We start from the raw sequence: 17,795 nt of genomic DNA on the forward strand, positions 1-17,795 counted from the left end.
CACCGATCGAGCGCTCTTGGCAGGGGCGGCCTGCGGCCGCGGCCGCGGAGTCCGGCCTGCCGCTACACCATCTTCAACTGCCGCAACTGGCTGTAATCGGGCAAGTCGATGCCGTTGATCACCTGGAGCATCTTCCGCATCATCAGCGCCTTGCCCGGGACGTAGGGCAGCATTCGGATCATCTGGTACTGCGCCCAGACGGCGAAGCGGCTGCGCGCGGCGACGCGCTTCGCGTTGTCCGCGCCCATTTTCTGGTTCGCGATCACGTAGTCGCGCATCTTCTTCTCGTACTCGGCGAAGGCTGCATGTGCCGCATGTGCTTGCGCAGCAACGCCTTCTGCCCGGCGGTGTCGCGGTGGTCGTAGTCGGAGCGGTCGCCGGGGATGCTCAGCATCGCCATCGCCGCGTGGTTGTCCCGGATGCTGCGGATCGTGGCCGAGCAGTTCGGCTCGGCGTAGCTGACCATCCAGTGGTCGAGATCGAGGTGGTTCGGCACGGTGAAGAACGCGAGCAGGTAGCCGAGATCGCGCAGGTACCGCGATTCCGGGCCGAACACCAGCGAGCGAAGCCCGGAGTGCAGCCCGTCCGCTCCGACCACTACATCGAACGCCTCGGTGTGCCCACTGGCGAAAGCGGCCACGACCCCGTCCCGGGTCTGCTCAACGCCGTCGATCGTGTCGCCGAATCGATAGTCGACGTGGTGCCTGGTCGCCTCGTAGAGCACCGCGGCGAGATCGCCGCGCAGGATCTCGATCTCGGCGACCATGCCGTCGCCGCCGAACATGTCCGCGCGAAGCTGCGCGCGGACCTTGTTGTCCCTGCTCACGAACGACATTCCGCGGGTGTCCGTGCAGGCCGCGCGGACCTGCTTGTCCAGGCCCATCCGCCGGACGACCTCCTTGCCGACACCGCGAAGGTCCACGGCCTGGCCACCGGGGCGTAGCTGCGGTGCCCGCTCCACCACCGTCACGGTGAACCCGTAGCGGTGCAGCCAGTGTGCCAGCGCGGGGCCGGCGATGCTCGCCCCGGAGATCAACACCCTCTTGGTCATCTTTCGCCTTTCCGTTGGAGCGCCGGGAGAACCGGCCTCGCCCCCAAGTGATGCACCCGACCGTACAGCCGGATGAGACAGTTGTGCAATACAGATGTGCAAGACGTTCGTATTAGGAGTGGGATAGACTGTCTGTCATGGGTAATCGCGAGGACCTGCTGGCCGCCGCCCTGGAGTGCCTGCGCACCAAGGGCTACGCGCGCACCACCGCGCGGGACATCACGGAGATCGCCGGCACCAGCCTCGCCGCGATCGGCTACCACTACGGCGGCGTCCGGAACCTGCTCAACCAGGCGGTGTTCGCCTCGATCGAGCAGTGGAGCGACCAGGCGCAGGAGAGGCTGCGCGCAGATGCCACTTCTGAGCAGACCTACCTGGAGCGCTTCGCCGACGTCTGGCGGCGCACGGTCGAAGGGATCAGCGCGGACCGCGCTCTCTGGGCCGCATCGATGGACATGATGGCGCAGGTGGATCACGTACCGGAGATTCGCGACATGTTGCGGCAGGGGATGCGCGATGCGCGTACCGGGAACGTCGCCATGTTCGACGCGGTCGACGAGAACACCGTTGACGAGGAGCAGGCCAGGACAGTCGGGGCGCTCTACTACGCGATGCAGGTCGGTGTGGTGATCCAGTGGTTGCTGGACCCGGACAACGCTCCCACCCCCGACGACCTCGTCACCGGACTCCGCGCGATCGCCAAGCAGGCCACCGAGCACGATTGATGTCGACGCCGCCAGCGAGCCGCCGCGCAGCGGCGCAGGCCAGGGCGTCGCACGATCAGATCCCGCCGCTCACTCGGTGTGGGCGATCGCGGTGACGACCAGGCCGCCGGCGGCCAGCCAGCGCCCGTGGAACTCCCGCAGCGGCGGGCCCGCGGCGGCGGGGCTTTCGGCGAGCAGCCGGGCGCGGAAGGTGCCGCCGTCCGGGTGCAGCTCGATGGACGCCTCCGCGAAGTCAAGCCAGGTCCGGGTGAGCGGGAACCACGTCTTGTACACGGATTCCTTGGCGCTGAACAGCAATCTGTCCCAGTTCGGCCCCGGCGGCAAGCCCCGCAGGTGGTCCAGTTCCTCCGGGCGGGCGATGGCTTCGAGAACGCCGTCCGGCAGCGGCGCGTCGGGCTCCGCGTCGACGCCGACCGAGGCGAGGTCCGCGGCGCGCGCGACCACGGCCGCCCGGTATCCGGCGCAGTGGGTCATGCTGCCGACCACGCCGCCGGGCCAGCCCGGCGCACCCCGCTCACCTGGGAGGATCGGGCTCGGCGGATGCCCAAGCGCGGCGAGCGCCTCGCGCGCGCAGTGCCGGACCGTGGCGAACTCGGTGCGGCGCTTGGCGACCGCGCGGCTGATGACGGTCTCTTCCTCGGGGAACAGCTCGACGTCGACGCGATCGTCGAAGACCTCGGCGAACCGGGCCTCGTCCGGGAGGATCACGCCGATCAAGACGGGGCCCCCGCCGGGAGCACCTGGCGGAGCAGGCCGTGCGGGTGGCCGTGGCGGCGCCATTCCCGGGGGTAGCCGATGGAGACCTCGTGGAACGGCACGTCGTCGTGGCGGGTGATCCGCGGGATGTGCAGGTGCCCGTAGACGACGCACGAGGCGCGGTGGCGGCGGTGCCAGTCCGCGGTGAGCTCGGTGCCGCACCACTGCGCGAACTCGGGGTAGTGCAGCACGTCCGTCGGCTCCCGCACCAGCGGGTAGTGGTTGACCAGGACGGTGGGCAGCCCGTCGTCCAGCTCGGCCAGCCTGCGCTCGGTCTCCGCGACCCTCGCCCGGCACCAGGCGTCCAGGCTCGGGTGCGGGTCCGGGTGCAGCAGGTACTCGTCGCTGCACACGACGCCCTTGGCGTGGGCCTGCTCGAGCCCTTCGGCCTTGTTCTTCGCCCCGGGCGGCCGGAACGAGTAGTCGTAGAGCAGGAACATCGGCACGATCCGCGCCGGGCCGCCGTCGCCGGTCCACACCGGGTACGGGTCTTCCGGGGTCAGGACGCCCAGGCCGCGGCACAGCTCGACGAGGTGCCGGTACCGCTGCTCGCCGCGCAGCTGCAGCGGGTCCTTCGGGTGGGTCCACAGGTCGTGGTTGCCCGGCACCCAGATCACGGTGGCGAAGCGCTCGCCGAGCAGCCGCAGCGCCCACTCGATGTCGGCGGCGAACTCGCCGACGTCCCCGGCCACGATCAGCCAGTCGTCCGGGGATTCCGGCCGGAGTTCCGCCACGATCGCCCGGTTGTCCGGGAACGCCACGTGCAAGTCGCTCACGGCGAGCAGCCGACCAGTGCTGTGCATGATCCGGATCCTACCGATCCGCGGCCGGACCGCTAGGCGCATTCGGACGACCACAATGGACCGATCTCGCTATTGTTTCGCGCCGGTTTCGTTCGGAACGACCAGGATTTGAAACGCGGTTGAACGAGCCGAATCGCCCGGTAGTGTCCGCGGCAGAGCGACCCGCCCCGGCCATCGAGGGCCGTGCCTGCGGTCGCACCGGCGGCCCGGTCACGGGCCCTGGCCGGTGGTTCTTCCCCCGCGAATCGAGGTTTCCATGGTCGACATCATCTCCGGCGACGCCGAAGCGCTGGCCGTCGCCGCCCGGCTGGGCGAGCGGTTCGCCGCCGGCGCTTCGCGGCGCGACGCGCAGCGGATCCTGCCCGCCGACGAGCTCGACGAGCTGTCCGAGAGCGGCCTGCTGGGGATCACGGTGCCGAAGCCGCACGGCGGCGCGGAGGTCTCGAACCGGACGCTGGGCGCGGTGTTCCGGCTGCTGGCGGCGGGAGATTCCAGCATCGGACAGATCCCGCAGAACCACTTCTTCTTCCTCGGGGTGCTCGCGCACAACGGGACGCCGGAGCAGCTGGACTTCTTCTACCGGGAAGTGCTGGCGGGCAAGCGGTTCGGCAATGCGCTCGCCGAGGCCGGTGCCAAGAACGCGCACGCCTTCGAGACCAAGCTGATCAAGCAGCCGACCGGCGATTTCCGCATCAGCGGCACCAAGAACTACACCACCGGCGCGCTGTTCGCGCACTGGATCCCGGTGTTCGCCGTCGACGAGGACGGGCGGATCAACGCCGCGTTCGTGCCGGCCGGCGCCGACGGCCTGACGGTGGTGGACGACTGGGACGGCATCGGGCAGCGCACGACGGCCAGCGGAACGGTACTGCTGGAGGACGTCCTGGTGCCGGCGGACCGGGTCGTGCCGTACCACCGGACCTTCGAGAAAGCCGAGATCTTCGGGGCGTTCGGCCAGTACCTGCACGCCGCGATCGACGTCGGCATCGCCGATGCGGCCCTGCGCGACGGCGGGGCCGCGGTGCGCGAGCTGAGCCGCCCGTGGTGGGAGGCGGGCGTCGAGCGCACCGCGGAGGAGCCGCTGGTGGTGCAGCGCTTCGGCGAGCTCGCGCTGCGGGTCCGGGCGGCCGGCGCGTTGCTGGGCGAAGCCGGCGACGCGCTCGACGCCGCGCGGCATGCGCTGGACGCGGGCGCGGCGGACGCCGACGAGCTGGCGGCCGAGGCTTCCGTGGCGGTGGCCGCCGTGCGCGCACAGGCGGACGAAGCGGCCGTGTCGGTGTCCAGCGAGATCTTCTCGCTCATCGGCGCCCGCGCGGCGCGCACCGGTCGCAACCTGGACCGGCACTGGCGCAACGCCCGCACCCACACGCTGCACGACCCGCGGCGCTGGAAGGTCCAGCACCTCGGGAACCACGCGCTGAACGGGATCCGCCCGCCGCGCAACGGAATCGTCTGACGGGAACGGGAGGGTGACGGTGCACGACTACGAGGCGCTGGCGGCGCGGTTCCGGCCGGTCTTCGACCGGATCGCGGCGGGCGCGGTGGAGCGCGAACGGCGGCGCCGGCTGCCGTTCGAGGAGGTCCGTTGGCTGCGAGAGGCCGGGTTCGGCGCGGTGCGCGTCCCGGTGGAGTCCGGCGGGTCTGGGGCGGGCCTGGACGACCTGTTCCGGCTGCTCGTCGAGCTGGGTGAGGCGGATTCCAACCTGACGCAGCTGCTACGACCGCACTTCCTGTTCGTGGAGGAGCAGCTGCGGCAGCCGCCCGCGGCGGTGCGGGACGAGTGGCTTCGGGCGGTGGCCGGGGGAGTCCTGTTCGGCAACGCGATCAGCGAACGGGAGTCCCACCAGGTGGGGCGGTCGAACACGACGCTGTCCGAGCGGGATGGCCGCCTGCTGCTCAACGGCACCAAGTTCTACTCCACCGGGAGCCTGCTGGCGGACTGGATCACCGTCCGCGCCGAGCGGGCGCCGGGCGAGCTCGTCGTGGCGCGGGTGCCAGCCCGGGCGGCGGGCCTGGTCCAGCGCGACGACTGGGACGGCTTCGGGCAGCGGACCACGGCGTCGGGCACCGTGGAGTTCACCGATGTCGAGGTCGACCCGGCGCACGTGACGGTCTGGGACCGCGACCCGGGCGTGCACACCGCACTGGCGCAGCTGGTGTTGCTCGCCGCGCTGGTGGGAGTCGCGCGGAGCGCCGCTCGCGACGCGGCCGAGTTCGTGCGCGACCGCCGTCGCTCCTACAGCCACGCGAGCGCGCCGCTGCCCAAGGACGATCCGCTGGTCCAGCAGGTCGTCGGGAAGATCCACAGCGCCGCGTTCGCCGCGCAGGCGACGCTGGAGGCCGCGGTCGGCTCGGTGCGCCGCGCGCTGCAGGGCTCGCGGGCGGAGGTCATCGCTGCGGAGGTCGACGTCTCCAAGGCGCAGGTCGGCATCGCGGATCTGGTGCTGCGCGCGGTGACCGAGGTCTTCGACGTGGGCGGATCGTCGGTCGTGAGCCAGGAGAAGCTACTCGACCGGCACTGGCGCAACGCCCGGACGCTCACCGTGCACAACCCGCTGGTCTACAAGGCCCGCGCGGTGGGCGACCACGCCATCAACGACAGCCTCCCGGTGTTCGCCTGGACGACCGGATCGCCCGGCGCGGCGTGACCGGTGGTCGTGAGTGCGGAAGCCGGTTCTTACCGGCCTTCGCGCTCACGACCCGGAGCGGCCGAAGTACAGGTCGCGCGGGCGCAGGGACAGGGTGGCAGCGGCACCGATTGCGCCGGTGAACGCCAGGTAGGCGCAGGCCCACCACGGCGAACCGCCGCCGGCGGCCAGCAGCGCGGTGACGATCAGCGGCGTCAGGCCCGACGCGTAGATGCCGGAGAACTGGTACACGAACGACATCCCGGTGTAGCGGAGCCGGACCGGGGTCAGCTGCGCGTACAGCGTTCCCTGGGGCGCGTAGAGGACCGCGTGGACGACGCCCAGCACCAGGACGATCACCAGGCCGATCAGCAGCGGGTCGCGCGTCTGGAAGGCCAGGAACGCGGGGTAGACCGACAGCGCGAACAGCGTCGCGCCGAAGGCGTAGGTCCGGCGCGGCGTCCACCGGTCGGCGAGCCGGCCGAACACCGGCAGCAGCACGGCCAGCGTGATCGCCGCCAGCATGACCGCGACCAGCACATCGGTGCGCGGGAGCTTGAGCGTCGACGTCGCGTAGGCGAGGAAGAACACCGCCCAGGTGTTGAAAGCCGCGCCCTCGGCCCAGCGGGAGAGCAGGCCGAGCAGCGTGTTGCGCCGCGCCGTGCGGTCGCGGAAGAGGTCCAGGAAGGGCGCGCTGGAGGTGTCCCGGGCCGCCCGGACCTCCTCGAAGGCGGGCGTTTCGGCGACCTTCAACCGGATCACCAGCCCGATGACGACGAGCACGATGCTCAGCCCGAACGCGATCCGCCAGCCGTAGCCCAGGAACTGCTCGTCGCCCAGCAGGTTGCCGAGCAGGGCGAACAACCCGGTGCCCAGTCCGAGCCCCAGCGCAAGACCGACCTGCGGCCAGGCCCCGTAGCGGGCCTGCTTGCCCGGCGGCGCGTACTCGACCGCCATCAGCACCGCGCCCGCCCACTCGCCGCCGATCGCCAGGCCCTGCACCACGCGCAGCAGCACCAGCAGGATCGGCGCGAGCAGGCCGATCTCGGCGTACGTCGGCAGCGCGCCCATCGCGGCCGTGGCCAGGCCCATCAGGACCATCGTGGTCACCAGGGTCCGCTTGCGCCCGATCCGGTCGCCGATGTGTCCGAAGAGGACACCGCCGAGCGGGCGGGCGACGAAGCCGACGAAGAACGTGGCGAACGCCAGCACGGTCGACACGGTGGGGTTGTCGGTGGGGAAGAAGAGCTTGTCGAAGACCAGGCCGGCGGCCGTGCTGTACAGGAAGAAGTCGTACCACTCCACGGTGGTGCCCATCAGGCTGGACACGATCACCGTGCGGACGTTCTTCTCCGACACCTGACGGGCTCCGGGCGCATCGACGTGCGTACCCGCGGTCATGCTGCTGCCTCCTGGGGGCGGTGCTTCCGGGTTCGGGCGGATCAGGACGCCGAACACGCCGCCGAGGCCACCCGCAGCAGGTCCACGTGGTGGCGGTTGGTCAGCAGTACCGGTCGGAGCACGCGCCGACGCTATGGACGCGGTCGAACGGGTGTCAAGAAGATCGCGCGCCGGTCCGGCAGGTGGGATCGGTTGACACCCCCGGGGCCCTCTGCTGCCATTGCCGCGTGATGGTCGCGACGTGGTTCACCAGGCGGCGGCACGTGGATTTGCACCGCGTGGCGGCGCAGGCGTGTCCTCGCTGACCTGATTTCCGCTCGCCGCGGCCGGTCCCCGGCCGCATCTGTCCACGATGGACGTCCGTGGTCGGTTCCGATCACCGGCCTTCCCTGGAGTTGCGCATGTCTTTGACGTTCCACTGGTTCCTGCCCACCTACGGCGACAGCCGGTACCTCGTCGGCGGTGGCCACGGGGTGGCGACCACCAACACTGCGGCGGGATCGCGGCCGGCGACGCTGGCCTACCTCGGCCAGATCGCGCGCAGCGCGGAGCAGCTCGGCTTCGAGGGCGCGCTGACGCCGACCGGTGCGTGGTGCGAGGACGCGTGGCTGTCGACGGCGATGCTGGCGGAGGTCACCGAGCGGCTGAAGTTCCTGGTCGCGTTCCGGCCGGGCCTGCTGTCGCCGACGCTGGCCGCCCAGATGGCCGCGACGTTCCAGCGGCACTCCGGGCAGCGGCTGCTGCTCAACGTGGTCACCGGCGGCGAGAGCGCCGAGCAGCGCGCCTACGGCGACTTCCTGGACAAGGACGCCCGTTACGCGCGTTGCGACGAGTTCCTGCACGTCGTGCGGGCGTTGTGGCGGGGCGAGCGGGTCGACTTCGACGGCACCCACATCCGGGTCGCGGGCGCCGAGCTGGCGCGGACGCCGGACCCGGTGCCGGAGCTGTACTTCGGCGGTTCCTCGCCCGCGGCCGGTGTCGTCGCGGCCAACCACACCGACGTGTACCTGACCTGGGGCGAGCCGCCGCACAAGGTCGCGGAGAAGATCCAGTGGATCCGCGGCCTCGCCGCCGAACGGGGCCGCGCCCCGCGCTTCGGCATCCGGTTGCACGTGATCAGCCGCGACACCAGCGAGCAGGCGTGGGCGGAGGCGCAGCGGCTGCTGGACGCGCTCGACCCGGCGACCATCTCGCGGGTGCAGGAGGGGCTGGCGCGCAGCGAGTCCGAGGGCCAGCGGCGGATGCTGGACCTGCACGGCGGCTCGACCGCGGGCCTGGAGATCTACCCGAACCTGTGGGCCGGTGTCGGCCTGGTGCGCGGCGGCGCGGGGACGGCGCTGGTCGGCAGCCACGCGGAGGTGGCCGAGCGGATCGAGGAGTACCACGCGCTCGGCATCGACGAGTTCGTGCTCTCCGGCCACCCGCACCTGGAGGAGGCGTACTGGTTCGGCGAAGGCGTGCTGCCGATCCTGGAGCGCAAGGGGCTGTGGCGGCACCCGGCGGGCCCGGCGGAAGCCGGCCCGGCGAGCATCCCGTTCGCCGAAGCCTCGAGGGAGCCCGCCGCCACCTCCTGACGCGCGGCGCTCGCCGCCTGGCGAATCGGGGCCGTGAGTACTTTGTGCTGCTATAGCGACACGAAGTGCTCACGGCCTCTTTATTTGTCCAAAGAGGATTTTTCTTGAGGTGCGTCCGTCAGGTGGGACGCGTGGTGCGTCCGTTGACACGGGTGCCCGTTTTTGGTGGCATGACTACGTGTTCTTCGCAGACAGGCTCACGAAGCGCCGCCACGTCGACCTGGTTCGCGTCGGCGCGCAGGCCTGTCGCGACTTCTGATCTCCTCCCTTCTCCGCAACGGCGGAATTCCCCGCCGATTCCCCCTTTCTTTCGCACGAGGTGAATTGCGACCTCGTGTCCCGATAGCGCACGTCTGCGTGCGCTGCCGCGTCATGCGCGACAGGAGATGAGAATGCCCGACGCCGTTCCGGCCGAACCGCTGAAGTTCGCCTACTGGGTGCCCAACGTCAGCGGCGGCCTCGTCACCAGCCGCCCGGTCGCGCAGGCGCGATCCGATTCGCACAACTCGAGGAGTTCTTGATGTCAGTCTCTCCGCCCGCCAGTGCCGAACCGAGCACTGCGGGTTTGGTGCGTGACGACGCCGAGGCGCTGGAACTGGCGGCGCGGCTCGCGCAGCGGTTCGCCACCGGTGCCGCCGAGCGCGACCGCGAACGGCTGATCCCGCACGAGGAGCTCGACGCACTGTCGACGAGCGGCCTGCTGGGCATCACCGTGCCGCGCAGCCACGGCGGCGCCGACGTCGCTGCGCGGACCCTGGTCGAGGTCTTCCGGCTGCTGGCCGCAGCCGACCCGAACATCGCGCAGATCCCGCAGAGCCACTTCGCCTACGTCAACGTGCTCCGGGAGAACGGCACCGCCGAGCAGCGGCGGTTCTTCTTCTCCGAGGTGCTGGCCGGCAAGCGGTTCGGCAACGCGCAGTCGGAGGCGGGCAGCCGCACGGTGCAGGAGATCCAGACCAGGCTGGCGTCCGCAGTGGACGGTGGTTTCGTCCTGCAGGGCAAGAAGACCTACTCGACCGGGGCCCTGCTGGCGCACTGGATCCCGGTGCTCGCCAAGGACGACCGGGACCGGCTGCAGGTGGCCTACGTGCCGCGGGACGCCGCCGGGGTCACCGTCGTCGACGACTGGGCGGGCATGGGCCAGCGGACCACCGCCAGCGGCACCGTCGAGCTCGACCAGGTCCGGGTTCCCGCGGACCGGATCGTGCCGCACCACCTGACGTTCGACCGCCCGCAACTGCACGGCGCGCTGGCGCAGGCGCTGCACGCCGCGATCGACGTCGGCATCGCCGGGGGAGCGCTCGCCGACGCGGCCGAGTTCGTGCGCACCCGCAGCCGCCCCTGGGGCGAAGCCGGAGTCGAGCGGGCGGCGGAAGATCCGCTCACCATCCAGCGCTTCGGCGAACTCGCGGTCCGGCTGCGCGCCGCCGAGGCGCTGCTGGAGAAGGCGGGTGCGGCGCTCGACGCGGCACGCGCCGACCTCGACGCCGACTCCGCGGCGGAGGCGTCGATCGCGGTCGCCACCGCGAAAGTGTTCGCCGACGGCGTCGCGGTCGAGCTGAGCAGCGCGTTGTTCGAGGTCTCCGGCACCAGGTCGAGCCTCGCGGAGACCAACTTGCACCGGCACTGGCGCAACGCCCGCACGCACACCCTGCACGACCCGGTCCGCTGGAAGGTCCAGCACATCGGCCGCTACGTCCTCAACGGCACCCGCCCTCCCCGGCACGGCCAGATCTGACGAAGAGAGCATCGAGAAAGTGTCCCAAACGCACCACAGTTCCCGCCCCACCCTCCGCGCGCTGCGACTGATCCCGCTGATCGGGCTGCTGGTGGCGGCCCTGACCGGCTGCGGGCTCGCCGGCGGGTCCGCAGCCGACGACCGCACCATCACCATCGTCGCCACCGACAGCCCGCCGTACCACGAACCCCTCGAACTGGCCCGCAAGCAGCTCGAAGCCGGCGGCTGGCAGCTGGACGTGCGCTACGTGACCGACATCGTGCAGCCGAACCACGCGGTCAGCTCGGGCGAGGCGGACTTCAACTTCTTCCAGCACGGCGCCTACCTGCAGACCTTCAACCGCGACAACGGAACCGACGTCGTCCCGCTGTTCTACGTCGTCGGCTCCCCGGCCGGGCTGTACTCCACCCGCTACGACGACATCTCGCAGCTGCCCGACGGCGCCCGGATCGCGCTGCCGGTGGATCCGGCGAACAACGGCCGGGCGCTGCACCTGCTGGCCGAGTCCGGCCGGCTGAAGCTGCGCGACGGCGCCCAGGTGGTCACCACCAGCCAGCGCGACATCGTGGACAACCCGCACCGCTACTCGTTCGTCGAGGTCGACCAGCAGACGCTCACCCAGACCCTGCCGGACGTCGACGCCGGATTCCTGTTCTCCCGCCAGGCGATCGAGATGAAGCTGGCCGTCGAGGACGACGCCCTGCTGCGGGAGGAGGACGTCGACGCCATCCCGTACCGGATCGTCGTCGGCGGGCGCGCGGACGAGGCCGGCTCCGAGAAGGCGCGGGCGCTGCAGGCCGCGTTGCAGAGCCCGCCGGTCCGCGACTTCTTCCTGAAGTTCTACGGCGACTGGGCGCCGCTGCCGTGGACCGAGGACCCGCGGGCCCAGCTCGGCCAGTGGTGGAAGGACGGCGGACGTTGATCACGCTGCGAGGTGTCACCAAGCGGTTCCCAGGCCCGGACGGCCCGCTGACCGCCGTCGACGACGTCGACCTGCACGTGCCGCGCGGCTCGGTGCAGGGGATCATCGGCTTCTCCGGCGCGGGCAAGTCGACGCTGGTCCGGCTGATCAACCTGCTGGAGCGCCCGGATTCCGGCTCCGTGCTGGTCGACGGCGAAGAGCTGACCATATTGGACGAAGAGGCGCTGCGCCGCAGGCGCACCAAGATCGGCATGATCTTCCAACACTTCAACCTGCTGGCCAACCTCACCGCCGCCCAGAACATCGAGCTCGCCCTGCGCATCGCCGGGGTCGGCAAGGCGGCCCGCGCGGCCCGGGTCGCGGAGGCCTTCGCCGTGGTCGACCTCTCCGACAAGGCCGACGCGTACCCGGCGAAGCTCTCCGGCGGGCAGCAGCAGCGGGTGGCCATCGCGCGGGCGCTGGCCAACGAGCCGTCGGTGCTGCTGTGCGACGAACCCACCAGCGCCGTCGACCCGCGCACCACGATCACGGTGCTGCGCTACCTCCAGGAGGTCAACGAGCGGCTCGGCATCACAATCGTGCTGGTCACCCACGAGATGAACGTGGTCCGGGCGATCGCCGACGACGTCGCGGTGATGGAGGGCGGCAAGGTCGTCGAGCACCTGCGGCTGGACGGCTCGCCGCTGCGGCCGCAGACCGAGATCGCCCGGTTCCTGCTGGACGACCGCATCCGGTTGCGGCCCGAACGGAGCCTGGAGGACAGCAATGCAGGCTGACAGCATCACCGCCGCCCTGCCCGAAATGCTGGCGGCGCTCGGCGAGACCGCCGTCATGCTGCTGATCACGGTGCCGATCGCGGTGCTCGCCGCCATCCCGGTCGGCGTCCTGCTCTGGGCGAGCAGACCGGGCGGCCTGCGCCCGGCGCCGCGGCTGCACCAGGTCGTGAACGCGGTGGTCAACCTGGTGCGCTCGTTCCCGTTCCTGATCCTGCTGATCGCGATGATCCCGGTCACCCGGCTGATCGTCGGCACCAGCGTCGGCACCGTCGCGGTGACCGTGCCGCTGTGCGTCAACGCCATCGCGTACCTGTCGCGGTTCGTCGAGCAGAACCTGCTGCAGATCGACCCCGGCGTGATCGAGGCCGCCCAGGCGATGGGCGCCTCGAAGCTGCGCACGATCTGGAGCGTGCTGCTGGTGGAGGCCCGGCCCGCGCTGGCGGGGTCCATCACGATCATGGTGGTCAGCTTCATCTCGTACTCGGCGATCGCGGGCCTGGTCGGCGGCGGGGGCATCGGCGACTTCGCCATCCGCCACGGCTACTACCGGTACGAGACGGGGGTGATGATCGCCGCGGTGGTGGTCATGATCGTCCTGGTGCAGCTGATCCAGCTGACCGGCACGCTGACCGCGCGACGACTGGACAAGCGGCTGTGAGCGCCGGGAACCGCCGTCGCCTGCGGTTGAGCGCGTTCGTCATGGCGACCACCTCGCACATCCTGGAAGGCCAGTGGCGCCGCCCGGACGCCCAGCAGCACCGGTTCGACGAGCTGTCGCTGTGGACCGACCTGGCCCGCCGGCTGGAGGCGGCCAAGTTCGACGCGATGTTCTTCGCCGACGTCGTGGGGCTGTACGGCAACTACCGCGGCAACTGGGACATCTTCGCCACCGAGGGGCTGCAGATCCCGTCGCACGACCCGTCGGTGATGATCTCCGCCCTCGGCGCGGTGACCGAGCACCTGGGCCTGGCGTGGACCAGCTCGGTGATCCAGGAGCACCCGTTCACCTTCGCCCGCCGCGCAGCCACGCTCGACCACCTCACCGACGGCCGGACCGGCTGGAACATCGTCACCTCGGCCCTGGAGAACGCGCACCGCAACTACGGCCTGCCCGGACTCACCCCCCACGACGAGCGCTACCGGTGGGCCGACGAGTACGTCGACGTCGTCTACAAGCTGCTGGAAGGAAGCTGGGAGGACGACGCGCTGCTGCGGAACAAGTCGGGCAGCCACGCGAACCCCGCCGGAATCCACAAGATCCACCACGAGGGGCCGCGGTACTCCGTCGAGGGGCCGCACCTGGTCGCGCCGTCGGCGCAGCGCACACCCGTGCTGTTCCAGGCGGGAACCTCGCCTGCGGGCATGGCGTTCGCGGCGCGCAACGCGGAGGCGGTGTTCATGTTCGCCGGTTCGCCGGGCAGCGCCCGGAAGGTCACCACCACGGTCCGCTCGCTGGCAGTCGAGCACGGCCGCAGACCTGCGGATGTGCTGTTCTTCGCGGGACTGTCCTTCGTGGTCGGCAGCACCGAAGCCGAGGCGCGGCGGCGGAAAGCCGACTACGACGAGTACCTCTCGGTCGACGGCCTGGCCGCGCACATGCTCGGCGGGATGGGCGTCGACCTCGGCGACGCGCCGGTCGACACCCCGCTGAAGGACCTCAAGGTCGAGGGCGGGCGAGGGGTGCTGGAGGCCGTCATCGACTCCGTGCCGGGCGGCAATCCGACCATCGAGGACATGGTGCGGTACCGGGCGGAGCGGATGCGGCTGGCCGGCACGCCGGAGCAGATCGCCGACGAGCTGGAGCGCTGGCAGGACGCGGGAGTGGACGGGATCAACATCATCAACCACGTCATCCCGGGCAGCTACGCGGAGGTGATCGAGGGCCTGCTGCCCGAACTGCGCCGCCGCGGCCTGGCGCAGACCGAGTACCCGCAAGGAACGTTCCGCGACAAGCTGTTCGCGGACGTCGCCGAGCACCACGGGCGCCTGAACCCCCGCCACCCAGCGGCGGCGTACCGGGGCGCGTTCCGCAACGCGCCGCGCTGACCGGTCCGCGTTTCTCGGGACCAGGGCGGCGACCGCGGGGTCAGCCGCGATCGCGTGCCCCCCTCGTGGTGTTGGTCAGTCCTCGTCCGGCTTGGCGTGGTCGGGCACGCCCGGGCGCGGGTCGCGGGACAGGTCGATCAGCGGGTGCACCCCGGCGCCTTCCGGCGCGGCGTGGCTGTGCCTCCCCGTCTCGGCCTCGTTGCTGGGACGGTCGGGTTCGGTGCTCATGCTTCCCTCCGGTCGGGATCTCGGGACAACATCAGCATGCCAACCGGATGTGCCCGGACGCCGGAGATCGGAGTGCGACGCGCGTCACCCGTCGGCGGAGGTGCCGAACTCGGCGTGGACCAGCCGGAGCCAGTCGCGCAGCGCCGGGAACCGGGCCACCCCGTCGAAGATCAACTCGCCGCCGGCTGCGCCACTCAGTGGCCGGATCCGCCGTATCGTCGTGTCGATCAGCCAGCGCACCGCAGATTCCCGGAGGACTCCGTGCCCGCACCCACGGCCATCGACTTGACCCCGCGCAGCACCGCCCTCGGCGGTTCCCCGAAGCTGACCGGTCACCTCGCGACGCCGGCCGGGCCCGGCCCGTGGCCCGGCGTGGTGGTCGTCCACGAGGCGTTCGGCGTCGACGACGTCATGCTGCGGCAGACCGAGCGCATGGCCGAGGCCGGCTACCTGGCGCTGCTGCCGGACCTGTTCACCGACGGCGGCACCCGGCGCTGCCTGGTCCCGACCATGCGCGCGGCGCTGTCCGGTCGCGGCCGCGCCTACGCCGACCTGGAGGCGGCCCGCACCGAGCTGGCCGACCGGCCGGACTGCACCGGCAAGGTCGGCCTCATCGGCTTCTGCATGGGCGGCGCCTTCGCGCTGGTCGCCGCGGGCCGCGGCATCTACGACGCGGCCTCGGCGAACTACGGCCAGCTGCCCAAGGACATCGACCGCGCGCTCGCCGAGGCCTGCCCGGTCGTCGGCAGCTACGGCGGCCGCGACCGGATGCTGAAGGGCGCCGCGGCGAAGCTCGACGCCGCCCTCGAACGGGCCGGAATCCCGCACGACGTCAAGGAATACCCGGAGGCGGGCCACTCGTTCCTCAACGACGCGGAGAACGCACCGAGGATCATGCGTCCGCTCCTGCGGATCTCCGGTGCCGGCCCGCACCCCGAATCCGCCGCCGACGCCTGGCGGCGGATCGAGGACTTCTTCGCCGAGCACCTGAAGTCGTGAACCAGGTCAGGGGACGGCGATGGCGATCAGCTGGGTCTGCTGCCGGGTCGAGAAGTTGTTGTCGCTGACCACCAGCAGCACCCGCTCGCCGGTGGGCAGGCGCGGACCCCAGCTGATGCCCTCCACGTTGTCGGTGTGGGGCAGCCCGATCTCGTCGAGGTCGACCAGCAGCTTCTTCTGCACGGGACGGAATCCGCCGTCGGCCAGCGAGTGCCGGTCGATCACGTCGTCGGCGCCGTCGGTGCTGAACTCGAAGATGCGGCCCTTGGTGCCGACGCCGGCGGCGTAGCCGCGCTCCAGCGCGAGGAAGCGGCCCGGCTGCTCGTCGGCGAGCAGCGACGAGATCCCGTTGGTGTTCCAGTCGTTCGGCGGCTGCGGCTGCGCGAACAGCGGCTCCACCGGGTAGGCGTGCTGGGCGATCGGGCGGCCCGCCCGGTCGTGCACCGTGATCCGGCTGAAGGCGCCGTGGTCGGCGTTGGCCGGCGGCCCGTCCTGCTCCAGCGGGCCTTCCAGCGCGGAGACGATCCGCATGCCGTCGGCGGTGTAGGCCAGGCCCTCGAAGGTCTCGTTGACGCGCGGGCCCGTTTCGCCCATCGTCATCTTCTCGTTCGGCGCGGTCGGCAGGTCCCGCACGTACCAGCCGTCGCGGTGCGAGATCCGCAGCGCCGGGTCGAGCAGCACCGTGCCGCGGGCCGAGCCGTCGGCCGGGACGTTGCGCTGCCCCTCGTTGGTCCAGGCGACGTCGCCGGAGAGCGGATCGACCCGCAGTTCCTCCGGATCCACGGTGCCCATGACGTTCCGCAGGGCGCGCGGCGTCCGGTGCTGCTCCTCGCGCCAGGTGTCGATCGTCGGGTAGGTCGTGCCGCCCGGGCGGCGGAAGATCCGGGCGCCGGTGAACGTCACGTCGCCGACGCCGTCCTCGGTCACCGAGGCGGTGGCGCGGTAGTAGCGGGCCGGGGCGTAGTCCGACCAGTCGTCGCTGACGAAGACGAAGTCCCCGCTGCGGCGGTCGTAGTCCACGGAGGACAGGCCGCCGACCGGCGTGCCGTCCACCTGCAGGTCGTGCGGCACCACGTAGGTGCCCAGCAGCCGGGCCGAGTCGGATTCCGCTGCTGCGACGGGGAATGCGGCGGGGACGAGGCACAGCGCGGTGGCAGCGGCGAGCACCGCCGCCGGGGTTCGGGTTCGCATGATCAGCAGCCAACCGGGCGCCCATCGGCAGCGCCAGCTTGATCACTCCACCGGGCGAACCGCGCGGCGCGAGATCAACTCCGCCACCTGCTCGACGACCGGCCGGGTGCTCGCCTGCCACACCACCCAGGTGGTCAGTTCCAGCGGCGGGTCGACCAGCGGCACCCACGGCCAGCCGGGCAGCAGCCGCCGGGCGGAGTGCTCGGTGAGCAGCACCGCCTCGGCCTCGGTCGCCTCGGCGCAGGCCAGCGCGTGCTCGGAGAACTGCGCGAACCGCCACAGCGGCACGGCGCCCGCGTCGTGCGCAGCGACGATCAGCCGGTCGTGCGCGACCGGTACCTGCTCGCGGCCGTGCGCCAGGAGCCGCAGGTTGTCGAGATCCCGGACGCGGCAGGTGCTGCGCCCCGCCAGCCGGTGCCCGGCGCGCACCGCGATCCCGAAGGCGTGGTCGAAGAGCCGGTTGCCGCGCAGCGCCAGCGGCCGCTCGTGCACCAGGCCCAGGTCGAGCCGTCCCTCCCGGACCATGCGCAGCTGGTCGGTGCTGCTCGCCTCGGTCAGCGTCACCGACGCGTGCGGGATCTCGGCGCGCAGCGCCGCCAGCGTCTCCAGGACCCAGTCGGCGGCCAGCCCCGGCGGGATGCCGATGTCGACGACCTCGAGGGTGCGCTCGCTCGCCGAATGCGCCGCGTCGCGGCTCGCGTCGGCCAGGCGCAGCAGGAGCAGCGCGTGCTGGTGCAGGGCGATGCCCGCCGGGGTCAGGGTCGTGCCGGTCGGCGTGCGCTCGAACAACGTGACGCCCACGTCCCGTTCGAGCTGGCGAAGTTGCCTGCTCAGCGATGGTTGCGTCAGGTGCAGGCGTTCCGCGGCGCGGGACATCGAGCGCTCGCTCGCGACGGCGACGAAGTACCGCAGATGGCGCAGTTCCATTTCACCTCCATGCAGTAGCCATGGCTGCGGA

General features: G+C 71.4%; 21 protein-coding genes. 11 read left to right on the forward strand and 10 right to left on the reverse strand.

Going from position 1 to position 17,795, the window contains the following annotated elements; genetic code table 11:
* Nucleotides 1-62: 62 nt before the first annotated feature.
* Nucleotides 63-278, reverse strand: coding sequence for a hypothetical protein (locus tag E1288_RS48545; protein ID WP_132480226.1), 216 nt, complete (start codon nt 276-278; stop codon nt 63-65).
* Complete coding sequence (locus E1288_RS02930; protein ID WP_132480229.1) at nt 263-1,051, reverse strand: FAD-dependent monooxygenase; 789 nt, start codon at nt 1,049-1,051, stop codon at nt 263-265. Before E1288_RS02930 ends, E1288_RS48545 begins: the two co-directional genes overlap by 16 nt.
* A 137-nt stretch (nt 1,052-1,188) precedes the next feature.
* On the opposite strand from E1288_RS02930, the gene E1288_RS02935 reads away from it, so the two are divergent.
* Complete coding sequence (locus E1288_RS02935; RefSeq protein ID WP_132480232.1) at nt 1,189-1,776, forward strand: TetR/AcrR family transcriptional regulator; 588 nt, start codon at nt 1,189-1,191, stop codon at nt 1,774-1,776.
* A 69-nt stretch (nt 1,777-1,845) separates the two neighbouring features.
* On the opposite strand, the gene E1288_RS02940 is transcribed toward E1288_RS02935, so the two are convergent.
* Entirely contained in the window at nt 1,846-2,484 is a 639-nt protein-coding gene (locus tag E1288_RS02940) for a 4'-phosphopantetheinyl transferase family protein (RefSeq protein ID WP_235883308.1), read from the reverse strand.
* A 5-nt stretch (nt 2,485-2,489) separates the two neighbouring features.
* A complete protein-coding gene (locus E1288_RS02945) occupies nt 2,490-3,335 on the reverse strand; it encodes a metallophosphoesterase family protein (protein ID WP_132480238.1) in 846 nt (281 codons plus the stop codon).
* Nucleotides 3,336-3,591: 256 nt separating this feature from the next.
* On the opposite strand from E1288_RS02945, the gene E1288_RS02950 reads away from it, so the two are divergent.
* Nucleotides 3,592-4,791 carry an SfnB family sulfur acquisition oxidoreductase gene (locus E1288_RS02950; protein ID WP_132480241.1) on the forward strand — a complete coding sequence of 400 codons (1,200 nt, stop codon included), beginning with the start codon at nt 3,592-3,594 and terminating at the stop codon, nt 4,789-4,791.
* 19 nt (nt 4,792-4,810) lie between these two features.
* Nucleotides 4,811-5,983, forward strand: a complete 1,173-nt coding sequence (locus E1288_RS02955; protein WP_235883300.1) for an acyl-CoA dehydrogenase family protein — start codon at nt 4,811-4,813, stop codon at nt 5,981-5,983.
* Nucleotides 5,984-6,028: 45 nt separating this feature from the next.
* On the opposite strand, the gene E1288_RS02960 is transcribed toward E1288_RS02955, so the two are convergent.
* A complete protein-coding gene (locus E1288_RS02960; protein WP_132480247.1) occupies nt 6,029-7,363 on the reverse strand; it encodes an MFS transporter in 1,335 nt (444 codons plus the stop codon).
* 41 nt (nt 7,364-7,404) lie between these two features.
* A complete protein-coding gene (locus tag E1288_RS50270) occupies nt 7,405-7,485 on the reverse strand; it encodes a putative leader peptide (RefSeq protein ID WP_358566847.1) in 81 nt (26 codons plus the stop codon).
* 279 nt (nt 7,486-7,764) lie between these two features.
* On the opposite strand from E1288_RS50270, the gene E1288_RS02965 reads away from it, so the two are divergent.
* The 7 genes from E1288_RS02965 (at nt 7,765) to E1288_RS02990 (ending at nt 14,419) form a co-directional block, all read left to right on the forward strand.
* Nucleotides 7,765-8,937 (forward strand): LLM class flavin-dependent oxidoreductase, encoded by a 1,173-nt coding sequence (locus E1288_RS02965; RefSeq protein WP_132480250.1) that lies wholly within the window; start codon nt 7,765-7,767, stop codon nt 8,935-8,937.
* Nucleotides 8,938-9,329: 392 nt separating this feature from the next.
* Complete coding sequence (locus tag E1288_RS49770; RefSeq protein ID WP_268951788.1) at nt 9,330-9,458, forward strand: hypothetical protein; 129 nt, start codon at nt 9,330-9,332, stop codon at nt 9,456-9,458.
* Nucleotides 9,458-10,675, forward strand: coding sequence for an SfnB family sulfur acquisition oxidoreductase (locus tag E1288_RS02970; RefSeq protein ID WP_132480253.1), 1,218 nt, complete (start codon nt 9,458-9,460; stop codon nt 10,673-10,675). The genes E1288_RS49770 and E1288_RS02970 overlap by 1 nt, the downstream gene beginning before the upstream one ends.
* 19 nt (nt 10,676-10,694) lie before the next feature.
* Nucleotides 10,695-11,597 carry a MetQ/NlpA family ABC transporter substrate-binding protein gene (locus E1288_RS02975; RefSeq protein ID WP_165967955.1) on the forward strand — a complete coding sequence of 301 codons (903 nt, stop codon included), beginning with the start codon at nt 10,695-10,697 and terminating at the stop codon, nt 11,595-11,597.
* Entirely contained in the window at nt 11,594-12,373 is a 780-nt protein-coding gene (locus tag E1288_RS02980; protein ID WP_132480259.1) for a methionine ABC transporter ATP-binding protein, read from the forward strand. The genes E1288_RS02975 and E1288_RS02980 overlap by 4 nt, the downstream gene beginning before the upstream one ends.
* Nucleotides 12,363-13,031: a methionine ABC transporter permease gene (locus E1288_RS02985; RefSeq protein WP_132480262.1), complete on the forward strand. Its 669-nt coding sequence runs from the start codon at nt 12,363-12,365 to the stop codon at nt 13,029-13,031. The genes E1288_RS02980 and E1288_RS02985 overlap by 11 nt, the downstream gene beginning before the upstream one ends.
* Nucleotides 13,028-14,419 (forward strand): LLM class flavin-dependent oxidoreductase, encoded by a 1,392-nt coding sequence (locus tag E1288_RS02990; protein WP_235883301.1) that lies wholly within the window; start codon nt 13,028-13,030, stop codon nt 14,417-14,419. Before E1288_RS02985 ends, E1288_RS02990 begins: the two co-directional genes overlap by 4 nt.
* Before the next feature lie 75 nt (nt 14,420-14,494).
* Here the strand turns inward: E1288_RS02990 and E1288_RS46715 are convergent, their stop codons facing one another.
* Together E1288_RS46715 and E1288_RS46720 are read right to left on the reverse strand one after the other, a co-directional pair.
* Nucleotides 14,495-14,647, reverse strand: a complete 153-nt coding sequence (locus E1288_RS46715; protein WP_093270020.1) for a hypothetical protein — start codon at nt 14,645-14,647, stop codon at nt 14,495-14,497.
* Nucleotides 14,648-14,731: 84 nt separating this feature from the next.
* Nucleotides 14,732-14,887 carry a hypothetical protein gene (locus tag E1288_RS46720; RefSeq protein WP_165967956.1) on the reverse strand — a complete coding sequence of 52 codons (156 nt, stop codon included), beginning with the start codon at nt 14,885-14,887 and terminating at the stop codon, nt 14,732-14,734.
* 21 nt (nt 14,888-14,908) lie between these two features.
* Between E1288_RS46720 and E1288_RS02995 the strand changes: the two genes are divergently transcribed.
* Nucleotides 14,909-15,646 carry a dienelactone hydrolase family protein gene (locus E1288_RS02995; RefSeq protein ID WP_132480265.1) on the forward strand — a complete coding sequence of 246 codons (738 nt, stop codon included), beginning with the start codon at nt 14,909-14,911 and terminating at the stop codon, nt 15,644-15,646.
* 6 nt (nt 15,647-15,652) lie between these two features.
* On the opposite strand, the gene E1288_RS03000 is transcribed toward E1288_RS02995, so the two are convergent.
* Both E1288_RS03000 and E1288_RS03005 read right to left on the reverse strand, forming a co-directional pair.
* On the reverse strand, nt 15,653-16,837 hold the full coding sequence (locus tag E1288_RS03000; protein ID WP_132480268.1) for an esterase-like activity of phytase family protein: 1,185 nt from the start codon (nt 16,835-16,837) through the stop codon (nt 15,653-15,655).
* Nucleotides 16,838-16,879: 42 nt separating this feature from the next.
* Entirely contained in the window at nt 16,880-17,764 is an 885-nt protein-coding gene (locus tag E1288_RS03005; RefSeq protein WP_132480271.1) for a LysR family transcriptional regulator, read from the reverse strand.
* Between the last annotated feature and the right edge of the window lie 31 nt (nt 17,765-17,795).

The sequence above is a fragment of the Saccharopolyspora elongata genome (assembly GCF_004348985.1).
Classification (GTDB): domain Bacteria; phylum Actinomycetota; class Actinomycetes; order Mycobacteriales; family Pseudonocardiaceae; genus Saccharopolyspora; species Saccharopolyspora elongata.